At 45.1% G+C, this 23362-nt stretch carries 23 protein-coding genes; 14 read left to right on the top strand and 9 right to left on the bottom strand.

Translation table 11 applies throughout. From position 1 onward, the window contains the following. The first annotated feature begins 118 nt into the window (after positions 1–118). Entirely contained in the window at positions 119–511 is a 393-nt protein-coding gene (locus CBF27_RS13065; RefSeq protein ID WP_126815028.1) for a hypothetical protein, read from the top strand. A 544-nt stretch (positions 512–1055) separates the two neighbouring features. On the opposite strand, the gene CBF27_RS14435 is transcribed toward CBF27_RS13065, so the two are convergent. From CBF27_RS14435 to CBF27_RS13050, 4 genes are all read right to left on the bottom strand, one after another. After that, positions 1056–1256 carry a DDE-type integrase/transposase/recombinase gene (locus CBF27_RS14435; RefSeq protein ID WP_425469928.1) on the bottom strand — a complete coding sequence of 67 codons (201 nt, stop codon included), beginning with the start codon at positions 1254–1256 and terminating at the stop codon, positions 1056–1058. Between the two features lie 150 nt (positions 1257–1406). Further along, positions 1407–1640 carry an IS3 family transposase gene (locus CBF27_RS14430; RefSeq protein WP_245986096.1) on the bottom strand — a complete coding sequence of 78 codons (234 nt, stop codon included), beginning with the start codon at positions 1638–1640 and terminating at the stop codon, positions 1407–1409. A 106-nt stretch (positions 1641–1746) separates the two neighbouring features. Then, entirely contained in the window at positions 1747–2004 is a 258-nt protein-coding gene (locus CBF27_RS13055; protein ID WP_126815026.1) for a transposase, read from the bottom strand. Between the two features lie 453 nt (positions 2005–2457). Next, the gene (locus tag CBF27_RS13050; protein WP_126815024.1) at positions 2458–2625 is read right to left on the bottom strand and encodes a DUF3042 family protein; all 168 of its coding nucleotides are present in this window, start codon (positions 2623–2625) and stop codon (positions 2458–2460) included. Between the two features lie 145 nt (positions 2626–2770). Here CBF27_RS13050 and CBF27_RS13045 point away from each other — a divergent pair, with 145 nt between their 5' ends. The 6 genes from CBF27_RS13045 to glnA all read left to right on the top strand — a co-directional run bounded on the left by CBF27_RS13045 (position 2771) and on the right by glnA (position 8801). Continuing rightward, the gene (locus CBF27_RS13045) at positions 2771–3499 is read left to right on the top strand and encodes a glycerophosphodiester phosphodiesterase (protein ID WP_126815022.1); all 729 of its coding nucleotides are present in this window, start codon (positions 2771–2773) and stop codon (positions 3497–3499) included. A gap of 14 nt (positions 3500–3513) precedes the next feature. Next, on the top strand, positions 3514–4473 hold the full coding sequence (gene miaA, locus CBF27_RS13040; RefSeq protein WP_126815020.1) for a tRNA (adenosine(37)-N6)-dimethylallyltransferase MiaA: 960 nt from the start codon (positions 3514–3516) through the stop codon (positions 4471–4473). Continuing rightward, positions 4470–5714 carry a GTPase HflX gene (gene hflX, locus CBF27_RS13035; protein WP_126815018.1) on the top strand — a complete coding sequence of 415 codons (1245 nt, stop codon included), beginning with the start codon at positions 4470–4472 and terminating at the stop codon, positions 5712–5714. The genes miaA and hflX overlap by 4 nt, the downstream gene beginning before the upstream one ends. Then, positions 5698–6948, top strand: coding sequence for a methionine gamma-lyase family protein (locus CBF27_RS13030; RefSeq protein ID WP_126815016.1), 1251 nt, complete (start codon positions 5698–5700; stop codon positions 6946–6948). Before hflX ends, CBF27_RS13030 begins: the two co-directional genes overlap by 17 nt. A 113-nt stretch (positions 6949–7061) precedes the next feature. Beyond that, a complete protein-coding gene (locus tag CBF27_RS13025) occupies positions 7062–7430 on the top strand; it encodes a MerR family transcriptional regulator (protein WP_126815014.1) in 369 nt (122 codons plus the stop codon). A 33-nt stretch (positions 7431–7463) separates the two neighbouring features. Continuing rightward, positions 7464–8801: a type I glutamate--ammonia ligase gene (gene glnA, locus CBF27_RS13020; protein WP_126815012.1), complete on the top strand. Its 1338-nt coding sequence runs from the start codon at positions 7464–7466 to the stop codon at positions 8799–8801. 67 nt (positions 8802–8868) lie between these two features. On the opposite strand, the gene CBF27_RS13015 is transcribed toward glnA, so the two are convergent. Further along, complete coding sequence (locus CBF27_RS13015; protein WP_126815010.1) at positions 8869–9894, bottom strand: NAD(P)H-dependent amine dehydrogenase family protein; 1026 nt, start codon at positions 9892–9894, stop codon at positions 8869–8871. 87 nt (positions 9895–9981) lie between these two features. Here CBF27_RS13015 and CBF27_RS13010 point away from each other — a divergent pair, with 87 nt between their 5' ends. Continuing rightward, on the top strand, positions 9982–10833 hold the full coding sequence (locus CBF27_RS13010) for a MerR family transcriptional regulator (protein ID WP_126815008.1): 852 nt from the start codon (positions 9982–9984) through the stop codon (positions 10831–10833). 319 nt (positions 10834–11152) lie between these two features. Here CBF27_RS13010 and CBF27_RS13005 read toward each other — a convergent pair whose 3' ends face one another. Continuing rightward, entirely contained in the window at positions 11153–11266 is a 114-nt protein-coding gene (locus CBF27_RS13005) for an LPXTG cell wall anchor domain-containing protein (protein ID WP_126815006.1), read from the bottom strand. A 363-nt stretch (positions 11267–11629) separates the two neighbouring features. On the opposite strand from CBF27_RS13005, the gene cdaA reads away from it, so the two are divergent. The 4 genes from cdaA (at position 11630) to CBF27_RS12985 (ending at position 16020) form a co-directional block, all read left to right on the top strand. Further along, entirely contained in the window at positions 11630–12520 is an 891-nt protein-coding gene (gene cdaA / locus CBF27_RS13000; RefSeq protein ID WP_126815004.1) for a diadenylate cyclase CdaA, read from the top strand. Further along, on the top strand, positions 12507–13541 hold the full coding sequence (locus tag CBF27_RS12995; protein WP_126815001.1) for a CdaR family protein: 1035 nt from the start codon (positions 12507–12509) through the stop codon (positions 13539–13541). Before cdaA ends, CBF27_RS12995 begins: the two co-directional genes overlap by 14 nt. A gap of 47 nt (positions 13542–13588) precedes the next feature. Then, a complete protein-coding gene (glmM, locus tag CBF27_RS12990) occupies positions 13589–14947 on the top strand; it encodes a phosphoglucosamine mutase (protein WP_126814999.1) in 1359 nt (452 codons plus the stop codon). 107 nt (positions 14948–15054) lie between these two features. Beyond that, positions 15055–16020 (top strand): hypothetical protein, encoded by a 966-nt coding sequence (locus tag CBF27_RS12985; RefSeq protein ID WP_126814997.1) that lies wholly within the window; start codon positions 15055–15057, stop codon positions 16018–16020. A 149-nt stretch (positions 16021–16169) separates the two neighbouring features. Here CBF27_RS12985 and pbp4 read toward each other — a convergent pair whose 3' ends face one another. The 3 genes from pbp4 to CBF27_RS12970 all read right to left on the bottom strand — a co-directional run bounded on the left by pbp4 (position 16170) and on the right by CBF27_RS12970 (position 20823). Further along, entirely contained in the window at positions 16170–18155 is a 1986-nt protein-coding gene (gene pbp4, locus CBF27_RS12980; protein WP_170175120.1) for a penicillin-binding protein PBP4(5), read from the bottom strand. 120 nt (positions 18156–18275) lie between these two features. After that, positions 18276–19520: an MFS transporter gene (locus tag CBF27_RS12975; protein WP_126814993.1), complete on the bottom strand. Its 1245-nt coding sequence runs from the start codon at positions 19518–19520 to the stop codon at positions 18276–18278. A gap of 13 nt (positions 19521–19533) precedes the next feature. Beyond that, on the bottom strand, positions 19534–20823 hold the full coding sequence (locus CBF27_RS12970) for an alkaline phosphatase family protein (RefSeq protein WP_126814991.1): 1290 nt from the start codon (positions 20821–20823) through the stop codon (positions 19534–19536). A gap of 590 nt (positions 20824–21413) precedes the next feature. Here CBF27_RS12970 and CBF27_RS12965 point away from each other — a divergent pair. After that, a complete protein-coding gene (locus CBF27_RS12965) occupies positions 21414–22292 on the top strand; it encodes a shikimate dehydrogenase (RefSeq protein ID WP_126814989.1) in 879 nt (292 codons plus the stop codon). A 16-nt stretch (positions 22293–22308) separates the two neighbouring features. Then, complete coding sequence (gene aroF / locus CBF27_RS12960; protein ID WP_126814985.1) at positions 22309–23343, top strand: 3-deoxy-7-phosphoheptulonate synthase; 1035 nt, start codon at positions 22309–22311, stop codon at positions 23341–23343. Positions 23344–23362: the final 19 nt, after the last annotated feature.

The following is a 23362-nucleotide window of genomic DNA, read 5'->3' as shown; positions in this document are numbered from 1 at the left end:
TTGATAGTGAGCCCGTCTGTGATACCGTCACGGAAACGATCCTGACTTTTTAAAGCTGGGAAGCTGATCGTGAAAACTCACAGACGGGGAGGCTCGCTGTCAAGGGCAATCGGATAACATGATAAAAGGAACGACACCTTATAAATTTTGTCAAAAAAGGGGTTGCCATACCAATATGCTTAGTGAAGAAGGCGTTACTTTTCATGCAGAACGTATTCCTAAAGGTACACCTATATTCCCAGAACTGAGCGAAAATGCAACATATGACAATGATGTTGTTAAATTATATGGAGATAGATCAATAGATACACCACTTGTATACTCTAGTAATCATGACGGGTCTATACAACTGTATAGCTTTCCTTCAAGCTGGACATCAACAAATGTTGATGCGACTGATAAAGATGCAGTTGAAAAGTATGCGGAAGATGTTGTAAAGACCACTAGAACAGTAACTATTCCTGAGGGAAATCCAACATCTGTCAAAGAAATGATAGAACTTTTAAATTAATATAAATCAGAAAATAGGCACTTAGTGAACTGAACTCAAAAATTAGCTTTTAAGACTAACTTTTAGAGCGCATTTCATAGTGCCTATTTTTAGAATGGATTGATTGGCGTATTATGCATTAATATCACCTCCTAAACTTCTTTAGAAGATGATATTATTTTGTTTCAAGAACTTGATAATTCATTAAGTATAATTGACTGTTTTTAAATGAACTTTTGACCAAGATTCATTATTTCTTTCACCATTTCAGTTTGATGAATGATCCTATGTCAAGTTTTAGCACAAGTGAAAATGAGAGTTTTCTCTTTGCTAACTAGCGGTTCGGTATTTCTTGTTTTCCGCTTGGGCATGTAGCTTCTCAAAATCTTTTGGCGACAAATAATGACAGTGACTGTGTTGTAAAAAGTGTCAATATATCCAAAAATCATGTGATAGGCATGAGTGAAATGTCTGATGGTAAAACGGCTTAACCACTCCCGTTTGATTAAAGAGTGAAAAGACTCTATACAAGCGTTTTCCCACGGAGAAGCTTTGATTGAATAGCTTAACGCCATGTCCGAGGCGACTCGTCGGTATTCTTTAGAATATACTGACTACCGCGATCGCTGTGTAAAACCAAGGGCAGTGAGGTGTCCCGCTTACTTCTGGCTTGCTTGACTGTGTCCACCACACAAGAAACCACTAAAGAGTCTGTCACATTCCAAGCAATGATTTTTCGAGAAAACAAATCCATAATACTGGTCAAATAAACAAAACCAGTTTCAGTTCAAATGTAGGTAATGTCGGTGCACCAAACGGCATTGGGACGTATAGGAGCGTAGTCTTCTTCTAAAAGATTACAAAGTTTGCTTGAAAAATCTGAGTTTTTGGTCGTCACTGTCTATGGCTTGACTCACTAGGCACGAATCCCTTCTTGACGTATATAACTGCCAACAGTGCGTTCAGCAATGACTTCGCCCTCTTTTCGCAATTCTTCCGTAATCTTAGGCGCTCCATAGTTTTCTTTGGAGGCGTGATAGATAACTTGAATTCGCTTTTTTATCCGGTCTTTACGCTTCTGTGTCGCAGAAGGCTGGCGGTTTAACCAGGCATGGTAGCCGGAACTGGAAACACCTAATAATTTCAACATTCCAGAGACAGAGGGGCGGCATTCCTTTTGGGACTCTGCCTCTGTCTTATCAGACATTCCTTGATAGAGCGCTTCTGTTAGTTTCCCAGAATGTTGATAGCTTTTTTTAGATATCTAACGCATCTTGTGTGTTCCTAAGCTCGCGTTTGGGACGTGCATTTTCTTTGGCTAAATCTGACCGGTAGTTGCCTGAACCACGATGATGGATATCCCCTGATTCGTTTAGTTCTTTTTTCCAGCGAGAAAGTGTCTGGTAACTAATGCCGAGGTTTTTGGCACAGCCTTTCAATTCAAGATCCTTATGTTCCGAGTAATAGTGCACAGCATCCAATTTAAACTGCTTAGCATACTGCTTGGCCATCATAAGCTCCTCCTCTTTCTCTGGTACTCTAAGTGTACCACGTACAGATAAGCTATTCTTATTTTGCCTTGTGCTAATTATATGCTAACATCAATAAGACAGATCAATGCTGACCCTGACTTTTTGTTTCTTTTTTTCGGCCACAGCTTTAATCACTTTATATTTTTTGGTTTCATTCATTGTTAGTAGTATCCTTTTCATATGACTAGTTTATCATTTTGGGACATTTTGTCTTTCGACCTACTTAGGACATTATCACTTTCGAATGATAGATAGTGTTATGGTGATTCTATTCTAACGGAAATTTTGTATGTCTGCTTGTTTTTTTACAAAAATAATGGGACCGATAGAATTTTTCTATCAGTCCCATAAATTATAGCGCCCGTATTAAACAAAAAAAGCAAGGAACGGGTGCTGTAGCTGCCCCTACGTCCTTGCTTTTTTCGTTGCGCTTCATTAGCGTGCCCTGCTTTTTCTCATGGCTTTTCTACGGTTATCTTCAATCATCTGTTCTTTTTCTTCGATTGGTTCTATAACGGTTTTCTTAAATCCGAATGCGATGGCGGCTATTGACGCAATGGTGACAGTTGCCCCTGCTAAAAAACCGGTGGTAAATTTTTTCATTTCAATCACTTCTTTCATTTAATCTTATTGTTACAATTATTATCTAATACTTCTCCATAAAAATCTAGTAAAATGATGACAGGTGAGAGTGTTAATCGGTTATTTAAAGTGGTACACTAGAGAAGAATGGAAGGAGCGTGAACAGATGACACTGATTTTTGCACACCGCGGCAGCAAAGGAACCCATCCTGAAAATACGCTGGCCGCCTTTCAAGAAGCAGCTGCTGTCGGCAGCGACGGCATCGAGCTGGATGTTCATTTATCCAAGGACGGGCAGCTGGTTGTCATTCATGACGAATTGGTCGACCGCACAACAAACGGTCAAGGCTATATCAAAGACAAAACAGTCGCAGAAATCAAAGCTTTGGATGCAGGCGGCTGGTTTTCTTCTGAATTTCAGGGCGAAACCATCCCGACATTTGACGAAGTGTTGTCACTGCTTGACCGGATGTTATTCAACGGTTATCTCAATATAGAAATAAAGACGGACAAACTGGACTATCCGGGCATCGAACAGCTGGTCAGTGAGCGGATGACCCGTCGTGAGTGGTCGTTCATTTACTTTTACTCCAGTTTTAATTTTGCTACATTAAAGAAAATGCAGGCGCTGGAGCCTGTCACCCCCAAGGCGATGATTATGAGCACATCCCAGAAAAAAGTCAGTTTGGCTCGCAGTACTGACTGGATTGATGCGCTACATCCGTCGATTGACTGGGTAAAAGAAGCCAAAGGCCAGTTTTCTAAAAAATTACGCCCTTGGACAGTAAATTCAAAAGAGGATATGATGTATTGCTTCGAACATCAATTGGCGGGGATACACACTGACTTTCCGGAAAAAGCCATTGCGCTTCGACAGCAACTGTCATCCATCTGATAAAAGGTGATAGAGTGAAACAAAAAGTTTTGGTGATTGCGGGGCCGACAGCTGTCGGAAAAACAGCATTAAGCATAAAAGCAGCCCAGATTTGTCACGGCGAGGTCATCAGCGGAGATTCGATGCAAGTGTACAAAAAGCTGGATATCGGAACTGCTAAAGCGACCGCCGAAGAAATGGCCGGTATCCCGCATCATTTAATTGATATCAAAGACATCACAGAGACCTACTCTGTGCACGAATTTCAACAAAGCGGCCGCAAGCTCATCGATGATATTGCTAAAAGAGGGAAACTCCCCATCGTAGCAGGTGGGACAGGGCTGTACATTCAAGCCCTTCTTTTTGATTTTGCCCTTGGCGGAGCGGAGATGAACCAGTCTGACACTGACTTGCGCCGGTCGCTAACAGCCTTTGCCGAAGAGTGCGGCAATCAGGCATTATGGGAAAAACTGCAGGCAATCGACCCGGCAGCCGCCCAGTCGATTCATCCAAACAACCGCAAGCGTGTGGTGCGGGCGATTGAAGTGATGCAGCAAACAGGCAAAAGTATTTTGCAAAGCGGGCGCCCGGACTTTAAAGAGTTGCGTCACAGCTTGTATGATGTCAAACTTATCGGGTTGACGACTGACAGAGAGACACTCTATCGGCGCATCAACCGCCGGGTAGATGTGATGATGGCTTCCGGTTTGCTGGAGGAGGCGCGTTTGCTGTATGAAACGCCGGATGTGCAGGCAGCCCAAGGTATCGGCTATAAGGAGCTGTTCCCTTATTTTGACGGTACTGCCTCGCTTGAATCGTGCATCGATGCCATTAAGAAGCAGTCGCGGCACTATGCCAAACGTCAACTGACATGGTTTCGTAACCGGATGAATGCACAGTGGTGGGATATTGTCGATAACCCTGAGAGACAGGAAGAGCTGCTGGCATCTATACAGTCATGGCAGGCAGATGAGACTGAAATGGAGGAAACATGAAAGAACGAGTGATTATTGCAGGTGTGGAAACACCGGGCAATTCAGAAAATTTTTTAGAGTCAATGAATGAGTTGAAAAATCTGACAGAAACAGTGGACGGCGAAGTGGTCGGCAGTGTGACGCAGAAGCGGGAAGCAGTCGACCGCCGGACGATTTTAGGCAAAGGCCGGCTTCAAGACTTGGCTACACTGGTCAACAGCCGTGATGCTGAACTGGTAATTTTCAACCAGGAATTGACGGCCCGTCAAAACCAGTCGATAGCGGATGCTGTCGGTGCCAGAGTGATTGACCGTGTGCAGCTGATATTGGACATTTTTGCGATGCGGGCCAAATCAAAAGAAGGGACGCTGCAAGTCGAGCTGGCACAGTTGAACTATCTGTTGCCGCGACTGGTCGGTAAAGGTGTGGAGCTGTCAAGATTAGGCGGAGGTATCGGTACGCGCGGACCGGGTGAAACGCAGCTGGAGACGGACCGTCGGCATATCCGCCGGCGCATCACCAGTATCAAGCGTGAATTGAAAGCGGTCAGCGAACACCGTGAACGCAGCCGTCAAAAACGTCTGGAGACTCCTGTCTTCCAGGTTGGGCTGATCGGGTACACCAATGCCGGCAAATCGACAATTATGAATCTGCTGACAGCGGCGGACACTTTTTCGGAAGACCAGCTGTTTGCAACATTGGACCCGCTGACGAAACAATGGCGGCTGCCGTCGGGCTTTCAAGTGACATTGACAGATACGGTCGGTTTTATTCAGGATTTGCCGACACAGCTGATTGAGGCGTTTCAGTCAACATTGGAAGAAAGCCGCAACATGGATTTGCTGCTGCATGTTGTCGATGCGGCGGCACCCGGGCGGGACCAGCAGGAAGAAACAGTTTTACAGCTTCTCTCAGATTTGGAGATGGATAAAATCCCGCTGCTGACAGTATATAACAAGATGGATTTATTGCCTGAAGGAAGCTTCGTCCCGACGCTTTTCCCAAATGTATGCATCTCGGCTTTGGCAAAAGGGGCGGGAGCGGTTTTAACGGAAGCCATTCAAAAGCGTCTGATGGAAATCATGGTACCGTATGAAGGGTATGTCAGCATGAGCGACGTTTACGTCATCAGCAGATTGAAGCAGGAGACGATATTGCTTTTCAATGAATTTGACGAAGAGAAAAATTCGTATCAGGTGAAAGGATTTGCACCTGAAAAATCACAATGGTTAAGGAGAATCAGTCATGAAATGGACAGATAGCATCAATGCCGAATTGGCAGAAATCATTACAAGAATCGAGGGAAAGATTTCTCCCGTGAGGCAGCAGCTGCAGGAAGTGGCTCTGTTCAATCAATCAAAAGTTTTAGCGGCTTTTCGCGGCAACCAAGTATCCGATACGCATTTCCTGCCGTCAACCGGTTATGGCTATGACGACATGGGCAGGGAAAAGCTGGAAGCTGTCTACGCGGCTGTCTTTAAAACGGAGGCAGCACTGGTCAGACCGCAAATCATCTCAGGGACTCATGCAATTGCTACGGCATTATTTGGTGTGCTGAGACCTGGCGATGACCTGCTTTATATTACCGGACGCCCTTACGATACACTGCATGAAGTGTTGGGGACCACTGGTTCAGGCGTAGGCTCTTTCAAGGAATACAATATCGGCTATGATGAGGTCGCTCTTCAAGCCGATGGCAATGTTGATTTTGAAGGAGTGCGCCGCAAAATGACTCCCCGCACCAAAGTAATCGGGATTCAGCGTTCCCGAGGCTACGATGCCCGGCCGTCATTTTCGATTGAAAAAATCGCAGAGATGATTTCTTTTGTGAAAGACATCAATCCGTCGGTAGTCGTGTTTATTGACAATTGCTACGGCGAATTTGCTGAAGTCATGGAACCGACAGAAGTCGGGGCGGATATTATGGCAGGCTCGCTGATTAAAAACCCGGGCGGCGGCATTGTAAAAACCGGCGGCTACATTGTCGGGAAAGAAGAACTGGTGGACATGGCAGCCATCCGTCTGACGACTCCGGGCGTCGGCAGCGAAGGCGGCGCCATGCTGGGTACGACCCATGAAATGTTGCAGGGCTTTTTCTTAGCGCCGCATGCTGTCAGCCAAGCTATCCAAGGAGCTGTCTTTACAGCGGCATTGCTGGCGGAGTTTGAGATTGAGTCTACACCAAAGTGGGATGAGCCGAGAACAGATTTGATTCAAATGGTATCATTGGAAGAAAAAGAAAAAATGATTGCCTTTTGTCAGGCGGTCCAAAAATTTTCGCCGATTGACGCCCATGTCCTGCCGATACCGTCGTACATGCCCGGCTACACAGATGATGTGATTATGGCTGCAGGGACGTTTATCCAAGGCGCAAGTTTGGAGTTGACTGCCGACGGTCCGATTCGTCCGCCGTATCAGCTTTACGTGCAGGGCGGTTTGACGTATGAACATGTAAAACTAGCAGTCAGTCATGCAGTTAATGACATTTTTTACTAGAAATAAGGTAAGTTAAAAAAAGTTGCCATCTCATGTTAGATTATCTGACATGAGATGTTGACTTTTTTATTTATTGCTGATATTCTTTTTTTATCATTTAAGGAGTTGGTGTCATGAGTGAAAAAGAACTGCGCCGGTCGATGGCTGTTTTTCCGATGAGCTCAGTCATGCAGTTGACAGATTTGACTGCCCGGAAAATCCGCTATTATGAAGAACAAGGCCTGATTCATCCGCAACGTAACGACGGCAACAACCGTGTCTTTTCATTAAATGACATTGACCGCTTACTTGAAATCAAAGATTATCTTGCTGCCGGGTTTTCAATTAAAGAAATTCAAAAAACTTACGCAAGACAGACCGCGAAGAAAGGTGATTTCTCAGAAAGCGACATCAGACAAGCGCTATATAAAGAAATTTTGAATGAAAGCGGGTTGGCACCGTTCGATCCGTTTCAAAAAGGCCGGCACCATAAGGGCTTTTAGCAACAAAAAATAAATATAGAAGTGGGTTAAAACATGAAAAAAACAACCAGTGTTGAAGAAATTAAAACCATTGCCAATGAAGAAAATGTCCGCTTTCTGCGGCTGATGTTCACAGATATTCTCGGCCGGATCAAAAATGTCGAGGTACCTATCAGCCAGTTGGACAAAGTTTTATCAAACAAAATGATGTTTGACGGTTCTTCCATTGAGGGTTTTGTCCGTATTGAGGAAAGCGATATGTATTTGTACCCGGACTTGTCAACGTGGATGATTTTCCCTTGGGAAAGCGAACGCGGGAAAGTTGCACGTCTGATTTGCGACATTTACACACCTGACGGCAAACCTTTTGCAGGCGACCCGCGCGGTAATTTAAAGCGTGTTTTAAAAGAAATGAAGGCAATGGGCTTTACAGACTTTAACATCGGACCGGAACCGGAGTTTTTCCTCTTTAAAATGGATGACACCGGACGTCCGACGAAACAGCTGAATGACAGCGGCGGTTACTTTGATTTTGCACCGATGGATTTGGGTGAGAACTGCCGCCGGGATATCGTGCTGGAGCTGGAAAACCTCGGATTTGAAGTGGAAGCGTCCCACCACGAGTGTGCACCGGGACAACATGAGATAGATTTTAAATACGCAGACGCGATCGAAGCATGCGATAACATTCAAACATTCGAACTGGTGGTTAAAACAATTGCCAGAAAGCACGGACTGCACGCTACCTTTATGCCAAAACCGATATATGGCATTGCCGGATCAGGCATGCACATCAACATGTCACTGTTCAACGCAGAAGGCAATGCGTTTTATGATGAAACGGACAGTATGGGTTTAAGTGAAACAGCCTACTATTTTCTAGGCGGTCTGCTTGAGCATGCGCGCGGCTATACAGCTATCTGCAATCCGATCGTCAACTCATATAAACGACTGGTTCCCGGTTATGAAGCGCCCGTCTATGTTGCCTGGAGCGGCAAAAACCGGTCGCCTCTCGTTCGGGTACCAAGTGCAAGAGGCGCGTCCACACGATTGGAACTGCGTTCAGTTGATCCAACCGCTAATCCCTACTTGGCAATGGCAGCTTTACTGCAGGCAGGCTTGGACGGTGTGAAAAACAGGATAACACCGCCGCCGGCTGTTGACCGCAATATCTACGTCATGTCGGAAGATGAGCGCTCAGAAGCACAAATAACTGATTTGCCGTCGACACTGCACAACGCAATCAAAGCAATGAGAAAAGATGATGTCATCAAAGATGCGCTGGGCACACACATTTATACAAACTTTGTCGAAGCCAAGCGAATGGAATGGGCAGCATTCCGCCAACAAGTTTCTGAATGGGAGCTTGAACAGTATTTGGAAATGTATTAATCATGTAAAAAAGCCTTAACTTTGCCTTGCGGCGGTTAAGGCTTTTTGCTTTTGCTGATTATTCGTACTAGTTCACGTAGAAACTCATCGGGTAACTCATATATTCAATGGTATCCAACTTTTCTGCGGTAATAAAACCGCTTGGCGCATTGAGAACTGAAGGGATGCGGTTGACAACCGTTGCACAAGTGTGAGCAACAGTATCAGGTTTTTCAAGTGAGAATACCATATCGGGTTCACCGATGATATGCCAGTTACACATATCACCGTCTTCTTGCCGATACACTTTGCCAATACATTCCACTTCCAGCTCAACACCTTGGTATGTTTTGATAGAGGTGACTGCTGACATGCCAATTGCGTCGCCGGCCTTGATAGTGCGTCCCAAAGTTTCTGAGTAAATATCTTCTTCTAAAATGAAAGGCACACTCTTTTGCGAGATTGAGGCGATCGTCCAATCCATTTTCGCACAAATCGCTTCAGCGGCATTCCACATGTAGGATGGGAAACTTTCTGCTTGAGCGATTTCCGCGTTGAATTTATCGAGTGTGTAGCCAGCACCATGTGCCTCTGCGAGTGCCAACCCATATTCTTCAACGTTGTAACTGACGGCGGCTTTGATTTTACGAATCTTGTTCATTCCTGCCATCATAAGTGTTGGCATATTAATCCAGTAAATGTCTTGCATACCAGTGCCGGATATCGTAATATTATGGTCTTTCGCCAATTTATCTAATCGGTTTGTTTCCATCGGTGATGTGTTCCAAGGGTAAATTGCTTCTTCACAGGTTGTGATAATATTCACGCCGTGTTTGGCAGCAGTTGCAAAAAAGTCATACATTTCCGGCATGTAACTGAAAATCGTCACGATGGCAATATCAGCTTGACAGTTTGCAAACACGTCATCCGCATTATCTGAAATCTTGATCCCAGTTGTAAACCCAAGCTCCGCAAATTCCCCGATATCCATCCCGGCTACGTTGGGGTTGCTGTCAATGGCTCCGACGACTTCTGCACCGTGCTCAAACAAGTATTTGAAAATCACCTTTGACATCTTACCACAACCATATTGAATGACTTTTATCTTTTCCATAATATCCCTCCGTTATATTGTGTTTATATTCACAATTACAGTATAATATCTATAGTAACTAGAGAGTCAAGGAGGGTTTCTAAAAAAATGAATGATTTGTTAAAAATCGGCAAGTTTGCTAAGTTAAACAATATTTCTGTCCAAACGTTGAGATATTATGAATCTATCGGGTTGCTCCATCCTGTGACGATTGATTCAGAAACAGGTTACCGGTATTATAATATCTTGCAGTCATCTATCATTGATATGATTCAGTTTTTGAAAAATTTTAACTTCTCTTTGGAAGAAATAAAATTGATACTTGAAAACAAAGAGGATATGGACCAGCTGTTTACGCAAGTCATAAAGAAAGAGTTGGCTTTGCTACAGGAAAAAAGACGGATTGACAGCAAACTTAAAATGATTCGTGAATTTAATGAGGCAAATCTCGCATACCGGCGCAATGTCGACAATCAGTCATTTGAACTAATCAGATTCCCGGAAAGAAAAATCATTACCTTCGATACACGAAAGAATATTTATGACATGAGCAGTTCTGAATATGAATTGGCCCTGCGAGAATTCAAATATAGTCTGAGTCGAAAGGCCTCTCCTTTAAATACGTTTTCCCGTGTAGGTTCAATCATGACAAAAGAAAACTTTAGCATGAATCATTTTGTTTCTAAACGGATGTTTCTTATGTCGGAATGGTCGGAAAATCAGCAGACTCAAACTGCTGTTTTTCCGGAAGGTTCATATGCGATTGCATATTGCTCGTCTTTTGCCGAGGAGTTGAAAGCATTGTCACGATTTAAGCTGGAATTGGCTGGAAGAAGGTTGCAAATTGGTGGTGATTATATTTGTGAAGTGATCTATGAAATACCTTATGCCACGCAAATACACCGCAACATGTTTATACGTATGCAAGTACCGGTGATAATGCAGGATGACCGAAGATGAAGAATCTCGGGAAAGATTCATGGTTTCTCACTTCAATGATTCTAATCAAATATCTCTAGGTTGTGTTTACTGAGGATTCAAAGGAATTCAAGCGAGATTAGAATCAATAGCCTAACAAAAAATAGAATGAGCCTTTCCATCTACACATATTTTTTTGACGCTAGTTATAGGAAGTTGGAAAACTCCGTTCGCTATATTTGATAGTACTATCAAAACATCGCACGGAGTTTTCTAATGACTCATTCTCAACTGGCAGGTTAGCAGACATCAAACAAAAAAGTATGACCGGCATATATCGGTCATACTAAAGAGCTTATGGTTATTTCTTTTTACGGTATTTAAAAAACCAAGCGACATTAGCAACAATCAGAATGATTGCCAAACCTATCCAAGGCAGCCAGTTTTTGATGATTTCACCCGTTTGAGGCAGCATGGCTAACAACTCCTTTCATCCTAGTAAACAGTTGTCGTCATTTATAGGTGACGGCGCAAAACATAATTAGACGTCCATATAGACATTATAATATAATTCCGTCGATTTTGAAAAAGGTAAATAACCTGACTATTTAAAACATTAATTTATTCTAATACAGTTTAAGTGCTTGTCAAGAAATATTTAGCTTTTCTCATTGATATTCATTGTTTTCTAAGAAAAATCAGCATGTTTTGTACCAAGCTGTTATAATCTTTTGTACTTGGCAAACCAGTGGGCATTAAAAGAAAAAAATCACGAAATTGCTTCCCAAATATGCTATACTAGTTGAGTAGTCTAATTGAGGAGTGAACAGTGTCATCCATGAATATATTTGATTATTTGAAGCCAAGTACATGGCAACAGCTGTTAAACATTGAAATCACAACCAACTTATTCATCAGCCTACTTGACATTTTAGTCGTGTGGTATGTTATTTATAAATTGATCATGTTGTTAAATGGTACAAAAGCAATCCAGGTTTTTAAAGGGATTGCTGTTATCATTTTTGTCAGGATTGTCAGTGACCTGATTGGGTTGAATACTGTATCCTGGCTGATGAATCAAGTCATCACGTATGGGGCAATCGCCACAATCGTGATTTTTCAGCCGGAAGTCAGGCGTGGACTGGAACAGCTGGGCAGAGGCGCGCCTTTTAAATCACGCAGACGGCTGGAAGAATCGGCAAGCAGCTTTTTAATCGATGAGCTGGACAAGGCGATTCAGTATATGTCCAAGCGGAAAATCGGTGCATTGATTTGTATTGAAAAAAACACGCCGCTTAACGAATACGTAGAAACGGGGATTTCTTTAGATGCAGATGTTTCCAGTGAACTGCTGATAAATATTTTTATTCCTAATACGCCTTTGCATGACGGTGCGGTTATTATTCAAAACAATCGCATCTCATCGTCAAATTCCTATTTGCCGCTGTCTGAAGACCCGAGCATCTCCAAGGAATTCGGGACACGCCACCGGGCAGCGATTGGCTTGTCTGAGGTGACAGATGCGTTGACCATTGTAGTTTCTGAAGAGACCGGCGATGTCAGTCTGACATTGAATGACCGGTTTTATCCGAGATTAAGTCAGGATGAGTATATTGCGGTTCTCGAAAAGGAACTGGAGAAACTGCCGAAGAACAGCAAAAACGTGAGCGTCATGCAGCAATTTTTTGACGATATCGTTAAGGGGGTCAAAAGAGATGAAAAAAAATAACCGGCACCCCTGGTTTATCAGAATATTATCGCTGTTTTTCGCTATTTTGCTGTACCTTAATGCGAACACGACACCCCGCAGTTCAAGAGTCACAACGCAAAGCCGTGTGTTTGAGTCAGTCGCCGCAAATGTACCGCTAGTTGTAACGTATGACGAAGACAAGTACTACGTCAGCGGTCATCCTGAAACAGTTGACGTGAAGCTGAAAAGCGACAACAAGATACTGCTGGACAAGGAATCAAACTCCGAAACGAGAGGGTTCTCAGTCAGAGCGGATTTATCTGGTATGAGCGAAGGCACACATGATGTGCAGCTTGAAACCATTAACTTGCCGAACAACATGGAAGCGACCATCACACCAAGCAGGATTCAAGTGACGATTGAAAAGAAAGAAAACAACAGTTTTGTGGTTGAACCGGCTATCGACAAAAGTATTTTTGCGACGGGCTACAGCTTGAAAAGTGCGACGGTCACACCGACGACAGTCAAAATTGAGGCAGGGAACGATACCCTCTCGCGGGTCGCGAGGGTCATTGCGTCTGTGACGGATAAACAAAACGTCACTGAAGACTTTTCACAGAATGTGACACTGTATGCAGTGGACAATGAAGACCAGATAATGGATGTCCGTATCAACCCGACTACGGCCCGGGTAGATGTTTCAGTTCAGGCTCCGACTAAACGGGTCCGCATCAATCCGGTGCAATCCGGCACCATCCCGAGCGGCATCCGGGAGTTTCAGTTTGAGCTGAGGGATGATATCGTTGAAATCAGCGGTCCGCAAGATGTGATTGACGGCATCGAGGCTATTGAACTCAAGATTGATACGAGCAACATCAGAAAGACGGTCAGCAGCAGTTATCCTGTACCGGTGCCCAGATCGGTCACTGCCAAGCCGGAAACGGTTCTCGTTACCGTGACACCAGTCATGGACGACACGCAAACCACGAGTACAAGCAAAAAAGAAGAACAAACTGAACAGACAAAAGATGCGACAGATTCGACGGATACGAGCCGTTGATAGACGATATATTCGAAAATTTTAATTGAAGTTAGGAGACAACATTTATGGGTAAATATTTTGGAACAGATGGTGTGAGAGGCATTGCCAATCAAGAATTGACACCTGAACTGGCATTTAAGATCGGCCGGTGCGGCGGGTATGTCTTGTGCCAGCATTCTGCCGAATCAAACAAACATCCGCAAGTATTAGTCGGGCGCGACACGCGCATCTCCGGCCAGCTGTTGGAGCAAGCATTGGTTTCCGGTCTGATGTCTGTGGGAATCGAAGTGCTGCAGCTAGGCGTTATTTCCACTCCGGGAGTGGCTTACTTGACACGCATGCAAAAAGCGGCTGCCGGCGTCATGATTTCCGCCTCGCATAATCCGGCTGAAGATAACGGCATCAAATTCTTCGGTTCAGACGGTTTCAAACTGCTGGATGAACAGGAAGCAGAAATCGAAGCGCTGCTGGATGCGCCGGTCGACCATTTGCCTCGGCCGTCTGCTGAAGGGCTAGGCACATTAGATGAATACCCTGAGGGCATTTCAAAATACATTGAATTTCTGGCAGGAACGTTGGAAGGCGATTTGGCTGACATGCGTGTGTGTCTGGATGCTGCCAACGGTGCGACAAGTCCGATTGTCAACCGGCTGTTTGCAGATCTTGAAACAGACTTCTACACGATCGGGACACGCCCTAACGGATTGAACATCAATGACGGTGTAGGGTCGACCCATCCTGAAAAGCTGGCAGAATTCGTAGTTGAGAAGCAAGTTGACTTAGGTCTGGCTTTTGACGGTGACGGCGACCGGGTGATTGCTGTTGATGAAAAGGGACAAATTGTTGACGGCGATAAAATCATGTATATTTGCGGCAAGTTTTTATCAGAGCATAATCTATTGAAGAAAAACACAATTGTCTCAACAGTGATGAGTAATCTCGGCTTCCACAAAGCGGTCGAAAAAGCAGGTATGACAGCATTGGAAACGCAAGTCGGCGACCGCTATGTGATGGAGGAAATGCGCAAAAACGATTATAATTTTGGCGGCGAACAGTCGGGCCACATGATTTTTCTTGATTACAATACGACCGGCGACGGTTTGCTTTCAGGCATACAGCTGATGAATGTCATGAAACAGACTGGCAAGAAACTTTCCGAGCTGGCTTCAGAAGTGGAAGAGTACCCGCAAAAGCTGGTGAACATCAAAGTGTCTAATAAAAACGGCGCCATGGATATTCCGGAAATCAAGCAAGTGATTGACGAAGTAGAGAAAGAAATGAACGGCGATGGCCGGGTGCTGGTACGTCCTTCTGGTACAGAGCCGTTGTTACGTGTCATGGCTGAAGCGCCAACGATTGAAAAAGTGAATTACTACGTTGAAAAAATCGCTGATAAGGTAAAAAACAGTATCGGCATTGACTAACAGGCAGGAAGATGACAGTTGATTTCAATTGTCATCTTTTTTGCGTATCAGCAAAAAAAGATTATTGAAGTCTGATTGCGGGTTCGTTAAACTGAAAGGGACTAAACATGGAACGGAGAAAAGAAATGATAAAAAAGCGGGTAATTGTGCTGGCAGGAATACTGTTTTTTCTGGTAGGGTGTGCGAAACAGCCAAAAGACAAATTTATCGAAGGTGTTGCTGACGCGGCAAAAAACAGGGCGCCGCAAGTAGACTTTCAAGCAAAAGTCACTTCATTGTCGCTTTCAGACGGCACTTCAAGCGACCTCTTGACTAATTTGATGCTTGCACAGCTGAACGATTTAGAACTTTCAGGAACGAGTGTCACAGACAAGCAGGGGCACACAAATCTGGTCACATCTGTAGACTTGCTCGGTCAGACACTTGCAGTTGATTTGACGCTGAGCAAACAAAAGGCGTATCTTTCGACAAGTTTCGTAGACAGCTATTTAGGCTTTTTATCGGCTATGGGACTGCCAGCAGAATTGCTGATAGCAAAGGAGGATCTGCAAGATATTTCAGGGAAATACATTGAGTTATCCGGAGCAGAAGCAGGCGGCAAAAAAACAATTTCCGCCAAGGATGCCAAAGAACTGCTGAGCATCGTCACTGAAATGGACAAGACTGATTTTACCGAAAAAGACGGCCGTATCACTAAAACATTCAGCGGCAAAGAATTAAAACAGATAGCCGCTTTGCTCTGGTCCGACTCTGCAGACAGCAAAGAAACAGCACGGTGGGCGCAGACACTGTTAGATGTTTCATGCAGGGTAACTTATCACACAGATAAAAAAGACTGGCGCATTTTGATGACGTATGAGCCGCGTAAGCATGAGGTGCTGTCATCGTTGGCTGTCCAAATTGATTTAGTGCCTAAAGCTCATAAAAAAATAGTAACGCTACCCAAAGAGAGTCAGATTATTCCCTTTGGTGAGGTGGAAGATTTGTTCTCAGGCACACAAGTGATTAACGACTATATGGATGAATCGGAAACGGTAGTGACGAATGAAGACCAAGAGTCAGTTTTTAACTGATAAGGCAATATTGCCAGACGATAAGAGACTGGATTATTTGGCGGCTAGCATCACCCCCGATAAAGGCGCAGTGCACGAACGTGTCTTTTTTGTAAAACATATTTAAAGATGCTTGGCAGGAACCGATGTGTCCTGCCAAGCATCTTTACTTATTGTTTCAATTTACTTAAGACCGGTGCACTGATTTCGCTGGCGGAGGTTCCTGAATAGTTTTCAATTAAAGTCAGAACCAGAAACTCGCTGTTGTCAGCATCAAAAGCAACTAGAAAACTGTTTTCCTGCCCTTTGGTATCTTGTTCGGTTTTTATTTCAGCAGTACCTGTTTTAGCTGCCAGATTGATGCCGAGCCGCTGCAAGTTGTGGGCTGTGCCGTTCGGGTCATCAACGACTTGTCTCATTGCTTGCTTCACACTATCAGCAGCCGCTGGCGTGATAACACCTTTTTTCACTTTGTTTTCATCATCCGTCAACAATGACGGATAACTTAAGTCGCCATTGTTGGCAAAGACGCTGTACATTGCCGCCTGCTGAATAGGATTAATGAGCAATTGACCTTGCCCGTAGGCTGTGTCGGCCAACAGTATGTCCGAGTCGATTGTATCATTGCTGATTTGAGCCGGCTCCATCGGGATTTTAACAGAAAGTTTTTCGTCAAAAATGAATTTTTTCAGTCCTTTCAGGTAAGTCTCGGCACCGATTCCCAGAGCTTCCTGAGCAAAATAAATATTGTCCGAATAAATGAGCGCCGTGTCCATTGTGACTGTCGGCACGTCGGATACACGTGTCACGAAGTAGTCGCCCCAAGAGGCGTCTTTTTGCCATTTCAGGCCTTCAATGTGCCGCTCTTTATCAGGGGAGGTCACGCCGGCATCAATACCGACAGCCGCGGTAATTGTTTTGAATGTCGAACCGGGCGCATACCCGAGATTGTACCGGGATAAAAAGGGTTTCCGCTTATCCTTGGCCAGTTTGTTATAATCAGCATCGCTCATCCCTTTGACCATGCTGTTCGGGTCAAAGGCAGGGGCGCTGGCGACTGCTAACAATTCGCCGGTTTTCGGCTGGGTGATGACCATGGCGCCGGTTTCCTCTGCCAGACTGTTATAAGCTTCCTGCTGCAGAGCGGCGTCCAGTGTGGTCCGGATGTCTTGCCCGTCCTGTTTGTCGGAAGTGACAAGGACTTTCCTGACCTCGTCCGTCTCGGACACAATATTGATTGTGCCGCCGGGTGTCCCGCGCAGTTGTTTGTCAAAGGAGCGCTCCAAACCGGTTTTTCCTGTTGTTTCAAAACTCGCCAGTTCAGGACTTTTCTCAATGTCTTCTGCAGTGATGGCGCCGGTGTAGCCGACCAGATGGGAAGCTGCCTCCCCGAACTGATAAAATCTTCGGGATACCCGGGAGCTGGTGACACCTTGCAAATCCGTATACGGCCCGGTGCCTTCATTTCGTTCCAAAATTTTTAACGGAACGAACGAATCATCTGTGACCCAAGACTGTTCCAGCGCTTCTGTCAGTTTTTCCATTGAGATTTCTGTCACATCACTGATTTTTTTCAAATTGTCTTCCCGCTCTTTGCCGCTGCCGAGTTCTTTCGGTACAAGACCGATTTGCGGAAAGTCGCCATTGGTCGCCAGTTTGACGCCGTTGCGGTCAAGGATGTTGCCGCGTTCGGGTTTTTCGGTGTACATCAGGACTTTGTCATTTTGTTTCATCCCCGGGAAAATCAGCCGGTATTCCCAGTCAATGACAAACTTCCCGTCTTCTTTTACCAGTGTTCCTTCATAAGACTGGTCTGAAATTTTGCCGAGCCCTGTGTCCATTGCGGCAGTGAAACGGAACACCCGCTTGCTGTCCTTCTTTTCAACAGACAGATCGCTGATGGTGATGTCGGACATGCCGAGGCCGTTGAATATTTTATCGTATTTGGTGATAACTTCTTTTTCTGAAATGTCTGCTTTTTTGAGAGAAGTGCTTGAAAAAAGCCCTTCATATGTTTCAAACTGTTTCTTTTTCAAACCGTTGGTAAATGTAGCGACTGTTCGCTGCGCCAGACTGTCCTGCCATTTGACATAAGCAAAGGCGCCTGCACCGCCGACCAGTGCGACTGCTAATACGGCAAAGATAATTTTTTTCATGAATTCGTCTCCTGACAACGTAATGTGTGATGTCTTCATTTAAAAGTGTACGGTCCGCGAGTATGTAAGTCAACGGGAATAGAGAAACCCGCAGTTTTTGTTGCGTTTGCCTGCGGCGTCTTAGTCAGTTGTTGCTTGGAAATTGACCCGGCTGAAAAGGACGGCACCGATGATGAACAATAAAATTAGGGCGGCAATACCAAATTGCGACTGGCCTGTCATCTGGGTGACAAATGCGAAAATACTCGGTCCGAGTATCGCCGAAAACTTGCCGAAAATGTTGTAAAATCCAAAAAATTCATTGGCCCGGTCTTTTGGCACGATTTTTGCGAAATAGGAGCGGCTCAATGCCTGAATCCCGCCTTGGGAGGTACCGACAAGTATGCCGACAATCCAAAAATCAACAGTCGTTTTCATGAACATCGCATAAATACAGATAATGATGTAAACGGAAATCGCTGTAAGAATCAATGGCTTTGTACCGAAACGGGCAGCCAGACGACCGTACAGAATGGTAAATGGAAATGCAATGATATTGACGACAAGCAGAATGATAATCAGCATATCGGAGCTGACGCCCATATCAATGCCAAATGCTGTCGCCATCGTAAAAATTGTGTCCACCCCGTCAATATAGAAGAAATAGGCAATCAGGAAAAAGACAATGTGTTTATACCGTGAAATTTCTTTGATGGTTTCGGCGATACGCAGAAAACTTCTGCGTATCGTGTGTTTTTCAGGTTCAATGCCATAATTTTGATGGACGTTTTTGACAAAAGGAATGGTAAAGGCGAACCACCAGACAGCTGTTAAAATAAAGCAGAGTTTGGTCACTGTCTCGGTCCCCATCAGTCCGAAACCGTCTGTCACTTGTAAAACCATGACGAGGACGAACAGCAGCGCACTGCCGATGTAGCCGAAACCGAAACCATAGGACGACACCGCATCTGCCCGCTCATCGGTCGTAACGTCAACGAGAAAACCGTCGTAGAAGATATTGGCTCCTTGAAAGCCCATGTGGGAAATCACATAGACAGCAAGCAATGCCACCCAGCTGTGATTGGGCACTATTGCCAAAGCCAGTGTCAGCAGCATGCCGGAAAATGCAAAAAAGTTAAAGAGCTTTTTTTTGGCGCCGCGATAGTCGGCGATAGTGCCTAAGATGGGGGACGACACCGAAATAAGCAAGGTGGCGAAAGAAGAGGCATATCCCCAGAAAGCTGTCGAATCTGCGTCGCTGATACCGGCATTGCCGGCGACGTATTTAAAATAAATCGGCAGGATGGCAGTGACGATGATCAACGAGTAAACAGAGTTCGCCCAGTCATACATAATCCAGCTTTTTTCTTCTTTGGTAAATGTCATTTATCTATCTCCTTTACACAAACATATCGGCTATGCAGACACCGTCCGTATCATGCGGAAAGCTTTCCAGACCCAGAATCTCAGCAAAAGTCGGGGCAGCATCCACTAGCCGGCTTGTTTCAATGTGATGGTTTTTCTTGATGTCCGGTCCCATGACCAGCATGGTCGTGCTGTAATCTTCCTTCAGGGGAGAAAACCCGTGAACTGCCTGATATAAATCAGGTTCGCCGATGTGCTCCGTTTGTACCCGGGAAACCAATTCGCCGATGGCCTGGTCGACAAAATAAAACCCGCGCTCGGCTTCCAGCATAAAGGTGCAGTTTTCAGTTGCTCCCATTTCAGATACTTCATCAGAGGTATAAATAGCTTCAATACCAATCATCAACTTCAAGGCATCCAATATCTCAGACGGCTCGACTGTTGTCTGCTGACGGCAGTAAATATAGCAGGAGCCGTCACAGCTTTTGGCGTAGACTTGCCAATTGTCGGCAACGGTGCCGTCCGGATTGACGTCAAGCCAGCCTTTAGATGCAAACAGCACATTTAAGCGGATCATGTTCGTCACATCGATTTGGTAATGATCGCCCAGCACGACAAAGGTCGTTTCATCGTAAGTCCCCGCCTCTCTGGTTGCATTGACGATGTCTCCGATGCGTTTGTTTTGGCGAAGCAGCGCTTCTTTTGCTTCGCGGGAATTAACACCGTGCGCGTGGCGCATGCTGTCCATGTCCACCAGATGAATCAGTGTCAAGTCAGGTTGTTTGTGTTTGATCGTATCGACTGCGCAGGCTGTCACGAAATCATCCAGCTGAGGCTGCTTGATACCATCCCGCAAATACCCGTACTTGGCATTCATCGCCAACAGGAAAAACGGCGAGCTGGCGCTCAGTGAAACAAATGCCTGATTCGTCCAAATCCGGTTTGGAAAGATTTCGGCGATATTGTACGTGATGGTGCTTTTAGCGGTCACCGGCCAGAGAAACGCAGCCGTTTTCAGCCCTTCTTTTTCGGCACAACTGTAAAGTGTCGGGCGTTTGATGAAGCGGTCATACCAATACCAGTCAGGGGATTTTCTTTCAGGCTGAAGCAGTGTATTGTTGACAACACCGTGTTTTTTGGGATAAACACCGGTTACAAGCGTTACATGGGACGGATAAGTTAAAGAGGGATAAATTGCTTCAACTTGTCTGATGTGGGTGCCGTGCTCTTTAAAAAAGTTGAACATGTGCAGCTCTGAAGGTGTCTGTTTCAGATCGTCGGCACCAAGCGCATCCACGGAAATAATAATCAATTTCTTAGTCATCGTTTCACATCCTTTCCTCATATTATAACAGAGATTGGCTGTATATTAAGTGAAAAAGATTACTAAAAACTTCTGAGAAAGAGCTCGGCAGCCGACCGACGCAGCGGGACCTGCGAAACAGCTGAAGGGCACACCGTTTCGGTAAATAATCTGCAATTAAACTTAAAAAATGGACGGAGTGTGTAAAAGATGATGATGGTTCTCATTTAATTTTCATAAAACTCGGAAAAGTGTATTGACTTTCTGTTTGATAAACGATATACTTGTGTCAATTCGAGATAAGAAATTCAGAATGTTGGAGTGATTTTCATGGTTTGTCAGACTTCTATCAATCAACAGTTAAATACATATTACTTTAGCTATTTTAGATAAGTTTGTAGCCATGACATTATGGATACAAACGATACCAGTTTTGTATCTATGATGGCTAGAGCATTTAGTAATGAATTCAAACAGCCACGTAGATGACTACATACCTCTACAGTGGCTTTTAATATGTTTAGACGTAATTTTCGATGAACAGACGACGACTGTAGATGAGTATATACATCTAGGTTGTCGTCTTTTTTCTTATCTGCGGGAGGGGTTAGATGAAACAGGATATATCTGGTTATACAAGGCTGGCGGCAGTCATTGCCACACCTATCAAGCACAGCTTATCACCGCTGATTCACAATACAGCTTTTCAGGAGCTGGGAATCGATGCAGTGTACTTGGCCTTTGATGTCGAGCCGGCAAGATTTGAACATGTTTTTGACAGCATTCGGGATTTAAACATGCTGGGTGTCAATTTATCAATGCCGTATAAAGAGCCGGCATATCGGCTTGCGGACGAGTTGTCAGAAGCAGCTCGACTGATCGGTGCAGTTAACACAATCGTCAATCAAAACGGCCGTCTGACAGGTTACAATACCGACGGCGAAGGATTTGTCAACAGTTTGAAAGAAGCCCGCATCAACGTAACCGGGAAACGCGTGACGGTGCTGGGAGCAGGAGGTGCGGCCAAGGCGATCATCTCGCAGCTGGCTTTAACCGGGGTAGAAGCGGTCGATGTTTTTAAACGGATGGATGACAAGTTTTTTGAGATACAGAAAGGCTTCGACACACTGTCGGAATACACTGGCGTACCTGTCAGACTGCATGATTTTTACCGCACGGATGAGATGTCAGCGGCGATTGCAGAGAGCCACTTGCTGGTTAACGCCACGCAAGTCGGCATGTACCCTGAAACAGGGGCTTGTCCCCTGGCCGATGCAGAAGTACTTCACCCGGACTTGGCGGTGGCCGATCTGATTTATCATCCGCAAGAGACCCAGCTGTTGCAGCTGGCATCAGCAAGAGGCTGCCGGACAGTCAACGGCATCGGCATGCTGATTCATCAGGCGGCAGTAGCTTTTGAATTATGGACAGGCAGAAAGATGCCGGTGGATAGTGTGAAACAAGTGATATTAAAGCAATTACAAAACTAAAAGGAGAGTCAATAAAATGATTGTTATTATGAAACATGGCGCGACAAAGGAACAAGTCGAAAAAGTGATAGACCGTGTCAAAAAAGAGGGCATGGATGTTCATTTGAGCGAAGGTAAGGAACAGACGATTATCGGACTGGTCGGCGACACGAAAAAAATGCTGGATGTGCCGTTCAAAAGCTATGACGGCGTTGAAAATACGGTCCGCATCACCAGTACTTACAAACTCAGCAGCCGTGAGTTCCATCCGTCCGATACTGTGGTAGATGTCGACGGTGTCAAAATCGGCGGCAACGAGGAATTTGTTACCATGGCCGGTCCGTGCTCAATTGAAGGACGGGAACAAATCATGGAGTGTGCGAGAATCGCCAAAGAAGGCGGCGCCAAAATTTTACGCGGCGGTGCGTTCAAACCCCGGACCTCGCCTTACGCCTTCCAAGGTTTGGGAGAAGAAGGACTGATATACATTCGTGAGGCGGCTGACGCATACGGCTTAAAAGTGATTACAGAGGTCATGGATGAAGCTAATTTGCCGCTGGTGGCAAAATACACTGATATTTTGCAAATCGGCGCCCGCAACATGCAAAACTTCAAGCTGCTTCAAGCAGTTGGAAAAACGAACGTCCCGGTGGCATTGAAGCGCGGTATTTCCGGCACCATCGATGAGTGGCTGAATGCGGCTGAATACGTTGTTTCAGAGGGCAACCAGCGAGTCATTTTTGTCGAACGGGGGATTCGCACATACGAAACTGCGACGCGCAATACTTTTGATTTGAGTGCTGTGCCGCTGATTCAAAAACTGAGTCATTTCCCAATTATTGTGGACCCGAGTCACGGTGTGGGTATTTGGGATCTGGTGTCCCCAATGGCATTGGCTGGCGTGGCTGCCGGTGCGTCCGGTATGATTGTGGAAATTCATCCGGAACCGTCGAAAGCTTGGTCGGACGGACAGCAGTCGCTTAACGAGAAACGCTACAAAAACATGATGGCACAAATTGATGTGCTGACTAAAGCAATGAAGGATGTTAAAAAAATTCAAGCGGAAATTTAACGGAGAAGGTGGGTTAAGG

It is taken from the genome of Vagococcus acidifermentans (genome assembly GCF_003987655.1).
Lineage (GTDB): Bacteria > Bacillota > Bacilli > Lactobacillales > Vagococcaceae > Vagococcus_B > Vagococcus_B acidifermentans.
This window is presented reverse-complemented; position numbering and strand designations above follow the sequence as displayed.